Raw genomic sequence first — 5,034 nt, 5'->3', positions numbered from 1 at the left:
CCGGACCCGCTGACGACGGCACCGACCGCCCCGAGTTCGGTTCCGGTTTCCAGCACCCGCCGCAGCGACGGGCGCAACCGCAACGCAGCCGGTTGCAGATCGTTGACCAACGCATTACCCAATTCGACCGGATCCCCGGTGCGCAACGCCGCCAGGACCGCGTCAGGCGGGGTGGGTTCGGTGCGCAGACGTCCTTCGGACAACCGGTCGAACTCGGCATAGACCGAAGCGGTGGACAGGCCACCGTCAGCCAGCGCGAAGACCCAGTGGTACTCGCCACGTCCGAGGACCGGCGTGAGCTGCTCGCCCCGGCCGGTTCCAAGCGCCGTACCCCCGGTCAACGGGAACGGGACGTCGCTGCCGAGCCCGGCAGCGAGCTCCGCGAGAACCGACCGGTCCAGGTCAGTGCCCCACAGGGCGTCGAAGGCGACCAGCGCCCCGGCGGCGTCGGCGCTGCCACCGGCCATCCCGGCTGCGACCGGAATGCCCTTGGCCATGCTCAGGTGCGCCCCTGCGCCGCGCACGCCGGCGCGGGCCGCGAGCACATACGCGGCCCTGACGGCGAGATTGTCCGATCCCGTCGGGACCAGCGAGATTCGCGCCGCGGCCGAGTTCGCTGGGATGTCGCCGGGAGCGGCGGCCGGCAGCGCACCGGCGGCACCCTCACCGGTGACCTCCACGGCGATGACCGGCTCCATGGCGTCGGGGTCGGTCGCGGCGTCCGGGACGTCGGTGACCGTGATGTCGTCATAGAGCGAAACAGCCTGCAGGATCGTGGTTACCGCGTGATAACCGTCGTCCCGGCGCGGGCCGACCCCGAGATGCAGGTTGACCTTGGCCGGCGACCGGACAGTCACCCGGGTGCCCTGGGCGGGCACGGGCGACCGGCCGGAGCCGGCGGCACCGGAAGGGTGCGGATGAGACCGAGGCAGCGGACGCTCCTTCACTCGTGGGGCGTGTTCCGACCGGGCACCAACGAACCTATCCGGCCGGCCGGACGCGAGTGTCCCCCTCACCACCGGGTAGGACGATGCATACCAGCCGGTTGACCGCGCCGAGCACGACCGGCTGCCACATCTGGGCGGCCGACGGCCTCCGGTTCATGGGCCCACGCGGCCGGGGACCGCGGGAAACCCGAGGGATCCGTCCCCACGACTCCAATGATTGTGGAGGCATGTCATGAGCACGACGACCACCGAGAAGACCTCTCCCGTGACACGAGAGACACCCCAGCGCGACGGGGCCGGCGTGTCCCGGCGGACGGCCACCGAGCTCGTGACAAGCCAGGGCAAGACGGCTATCGCGGACTCGGTTGTCCGTAAGATCGCGGGCGTGGCGACCCGCGAGGTCGAAGGTGTGCACAATCTCGGCACCGGCGGCACCCGCGCGGTCGGCTCGCTGCGCCAGCGTATCCCGGGCTCGTCCGGACGCAACGTATCCCAGGGGGTCGGCGTCGAGGTCGGCGAGCGGCAGGCGGCAATAGATCTCGACGTCGTGGTCGACTACGGCGTGTCGATAGTCGATCTCGCCCAGGCGATCCGCGGCAACGTCGTGACCTCAGTCGAGGGGATGACCGGCCTGGAGGTGACCGAGGTCAACATCGCGGTGGACGACGTCTACATCCCTGAAGACGATGACGATAAGCAGGCTCGGGTGCAGTAAAAATCATGGTCCGATTGGCAGTGTCCACGCAGCCGGCCGCCATCGCGGCCGCGGTTGCCCGCTGCCCCGTGGTCGCCGCGCTCTCCCCGGGAGTCAGCGGCAACGTGGTCACCTATCTGCCCGACCGACGCGTCGTCGGCGTCCGCAAAGTACTGGGTGGTGTCGCTGTCCATGTCATCGCCCGGTTCGGACCGACAATCCCCGAAATCGCCGGCCAGATTCGGGCCGCGGTCACCGCGGTAGCCCCGGACTGTAAGCGGATCGACGTCGTCGTCGACGATCTTGAAGTCTCCCTGGACAGGGACGATCTTGAAGTCTCCCTGGACAGATCCGCCGTCAGCGTCGGGCACCCGCCACGTGGCACCGGCGGATCCCGTACCGGCGGAGCCCGCACCCGTGGCACGGCCGGCGGGCGCTCGGGCCGGGGGAAGGCGTCCATGACGAAGTCGGCCACGACCGGAACAAGCACGGCCGGAACAAGCACGGCCGGAGCGACCAGAACAGGCACAGGGACCAGGAAGCAATGATCGACAGACCGGCTAAGCCGGCACGGATCCAGCCAGCACGGATCCAGCCAGCACGGATCCAGCCAGCACGGACGGACCGTGACGCGGGTTCGGCCGCCCGGCGCGCCGAGGTACGTCGGTTCATCCGGGAAAACCACCCGGACAGGGGCGGCGATCCCGATGTGTTCATGGCCGGCCTGGGGCTTCGGCGGCCCGAGCTGTCACCACGAACCGCGGGTGGTGGGGTGACCGCCTACCACCGGCGCGCCGGACTGGCGATCGTTGCCCACTGGGTACGCCAACACCGGGTGCACCGGGTGCACCGGGTGCACCGGGTGCACCGATGCTGGCGGACATCGCGACGGCCCCCGCGGGTCCGCTAGCACCGTCCCATCGGAGCACCGGCCGCGCCCGTCAGCCGCGGGCGCGGCCACCTGCAACCGCGACTGTGCGCCGGACGACAGCACGCCTGACAACAGCCCGCCTGACAACAGTCCGCCTTCACCACGCTTTGCGCCTACAACGAGGAGGCTCCGATGCGTTCGAGCGCAATCGGTCTCATCACCGGGTTGATCTCGGGTCTCGCGCTCGCCTTCGGCGGCTTCGGTGACTTCCTGATCGTTCTGGTCTTCGGCGCCATCGGCCTGTTCGTCGGCAAGGTCCTGGACGGGGACATCGATATCAACCGGTACGTCAGCGGCGGCGAACGCCGCGACATGCGATGAAGCCCACCGTGGTGCGCCGGCCCGAAACGACAGCGCGGGGACGCCTGGTCGTCACGAACGCCGTCATCGAGAAAATCGCAGCCCAAGCCGCACTGAACGTCAACGCCGTCGGCGGGCTGGGGCGCCGGCCTCCCGGCCGACGCCGACGGCCCGCCGCGGACGAACGTCCGCCGCGGGTGTCAGCGCGCGTCGGGCGGGGCACCGCTCGGATCTCGATGTCTCTGTCGATACGGTATCCTGCCCGAATTGTCGAGGTATGCGAGGGAGTACGCACCCGGGTGAATCAACAGGTGGCCGACCTGGCTGGTCTACGGGTGACCCACATCGACATTGACGTGTCCGCTTTCGAGTCCGGGACCGACCCGGACACCCGGGCTCGGTAGTTGACGGGAGGTCACCATCGTGCGCGTGACAAACCGGATCGTTGCGGCACTGCTTGCCGCAGCCATCGCGGCGGCCGGGGTCGTCGCGATCGTCGAGATGATCAACGCGGCCTTCGACAGCGAGTATGCCATCGTCGACTGGCGGGCGGCGGCGGGCGCCATGGCGCGCAACAGCTGGTCCGACACGGGACCGGCAGTACTCGGCGTGATCCTTGGCGTCGTCGGCGTCCTCCTGCTCGTGCTGGGGCTGCGACGTGGTCGGCTCGAGTGGTTCACTGTGCAACCGTCGTTGGCCGGGACCTCCACGTTCGCCGCTGGTCGCGGTGTCGGTCGTGCCCTGGCCAGCGCGGCCGAGGATGTGGACGGTGTGAGCCGGGCAAAGGTCCGGCTCCGGCGCCGCACCGCCAGGGTGAAGATCGAGTTTCATCCCCGGGTCAACCCGGACGCGCCGGAACAGGTACGTGACGAGATCTACGAACGGCTGGCTTCCTTCGATCTGGTGTCGCCCCCGAAGGTGAAACTGAAAGTCAAGGCGTCGCGTCCCGCATCCCCTGACAGCGGTGTAGTGCCGCAACCAGCCTCGCCTGCGCCAAGCTCGCCTGCGCCAAGCTCGCCTGCGCCAAGCTCGGGGGACGCGGCGCGGGCCCTCGCACGCACCGGCCCCGGTAGCTCGTCAGCACCGCCAGCATCGCAATCAACCCCGGCAGCGCAATCAGCCCCGGCAGCGCAATCAACCCCGGCAACGCAATCAACCACAGAGAAGATCTTTGGTACTTCGACCGCAGGTGAGCGGACCAGGCCGTATCCGGTCGGCCTCGATCTGACCAAACCCGATCCGGAGCGCACCCGGAAGGACACCCCGGCGACTGCTCCGGCGGATGCGTCGGCGGACGACCGGAAAGAGGACCACACGTGAACGGAACCGCGAACACCGTCAACGCGCGAACCGTGGACAGCCCGATCCCGCAGCTCGGTCCACCGATCCGTTCGAACGACGTGAGCGACATGGTGAGCACGGCAGAGCCGACCGGGTCCACGAAGATGCCCCGACCGCGCAAGCACCCGTTCACTCCCAGAGTCGATCGGGTGAACCGGGTGGTGTTCGTCCTGTTGGGGCTTGTGTGCCTGGGCGGTGGGATCGTCGCCCTGCTCGCCGGTCGGGGTGTGTTCGGCGATGACGTCACAGACCGGCCGGCGCTCACGGCTGCGAACCGGGCCTTTGCCGCCGACCATGGCTGGTTCTGGCCGGTCGTGGGAGCGGTCACGGCCCTGGTTGTCGTGCTGGCGCTCGCCTGGCTGTGGCTACAGCGGTCCACTGGGGACCTGGCTGGCCTGTACGTCGTCGACGACACCTTCGGACGTGTTCGGGTGAACGCGCGGGCCTTCACCAGCGCTGTGGAAAGCGAGCTGGCAGCTGCAGCGGGTGCCCAGCAGGTTCGCGCGCGACTTCTGCATAAGGAGAAAGATCCGCTACTGCGAGTAGTTGTGACGATGGAACCAGACATAAACGTCAGCCGGCTTCGAGCCGACATCGAACAGGTCGTTCTGCCACACGCGCGTGGTGCCCTGTCCCGCGCGGACCTCGCCACCGAAGTCCAGCTCGTTCCGAGCCCTGGCCACGGTGTCCGCGTGCACTGACCAGGCCTGCCTACCGATCGGCCGGCAATTTTCGATCAGAGTCCGGCAGCCGTGTCCCGATCAGAAGGGTGGCGGTTCGGGTTCTGGGTCCGGTTCCGGGGCGGGTGGCGGTTCCGGAGC

General features: G+C 68.9%; 7 protein-coding genes. 6 read left to right on the top strand and 1 reads right to left on the bottom strand.

Annotated elements, in window-relative coordinates; genetic code table 11:
• A partial coding sequence (locus tag U9977_RS04215; RefSeq protein ID WP_322747832.1) for a 4-(cytidine 5'-diphospho)-2-C-methyl-D-erythritol kinase occupies positions 1–857 on the bottom strand: 857 nt, incomplete at its 3' end.
• 322 nt (positions 858–1,179) lie between these two features.
• On the opposite strand from U9977_RS04215, the gene U9977_RS04210 reads away from it, so the two are divergent.
• The 6 genes from U9977_RS04210 (at position 1,180) to U9977_RS04185 (ending at position 4,914) form a co-directional block, all read left to right on the top strand.
• Positions 1,180–1,662, top strand: coding sequence for an Asp23/Gls24 family envelope stress response protein (locus tag U9977_RS04210; protein ID WP_322747831.1), 483 nt, complete (start codon positions 1,180–1,182; stop codon positions 1,660–1,662).
• A 20-nt stretch (positions 1,663–1,682) separates the two neighbouring features.
• Positions 1,683–2,189 (top strand): hypothetical protein, encoded by a 507-nt coding sequence (locus U9977_RS04205; protein WP_322747830.1) that lies wholly within the window; start codon positions 1,683–1,685, stop codon positions 2,187–2,189.
• Between the two features lie 515 nt (positions 2,190–2,704).
• Entirely contained in the window at positions 2,705–2,893 is a 189-nt protein-coding gene (locus U9977_RS04200) for a DUF2273 domain-containing protein (RefSeq protein ID WP_322747829.1), read from the top strand.
• A gap of 8 nt (positions 2,894–2,901) precedes the next feature.
• Entirely contained in the window at positions 2,902–3,276 is a 375-nt protein-coding gene (locus U9977_RS04195) for an Asp23/Gls24 family envelope stress response protein (RefSeq protein WP_322747828.1), read from the top strand.
• A gap of 19 nt (positions 3,277–3,295) precedes the next feature.
• Positions 3,296–4,192, top strand: a complete 897-nt coding sequence (locus tag U9977_RS04190; RefSeq protein ID WP_322747827.1) for a DUF6286 domain-containing protein — start codon at positions 3,296–3,298, stop codon at positions 4,190–4,192.
• On the top strand, positions 4,189–4,914 hold the full coding sequence (locus U9977_RS04185) for an alkaline shock response membrane anchor protein AmaP (protein WP_322747826.1): 726 nt from the start codon (positions 4,189–4,191) through the stop codon (positions 4,912–4,914). The genes U9977_RS04190 and U9977_RS04185 overlap by 4 nt, the downstream gene beginning before the upstream one ends.
• Positions 4,915–5,034 lie beyond the last annotated feature (120 nt).

The organism is Protofrankia sp. Cas8 (assembly GCF_963555845.1).
Taxonomy (GTDB): Bacteria; Actinomycetota; Actinomycetes; order Frankiales; family Frankiaceae; genus Protofrankia.
Note: the sequence above shows the minus strand (reverse complement) of the source record. Positions and strands in the feature narration are given on the sequence as shown.

Bases quoted from the DNA above. Each gene is read 5' to 3' on its own strand.
- U9977_RS04200 (WP_322747829.1), top strand. From the start codon at position 2,705: ATGCGTTCGAGCGCAATCGGTCTCATCACCGGGTTGATCTCGGGTCTC.
- U9977_RS04210 (WP_322747831.1), top strand. From the start codon at position 1,180: ATGAGCACGACGACCACCGAGAAGACCTCTCCCGTGACACGAGAGACA.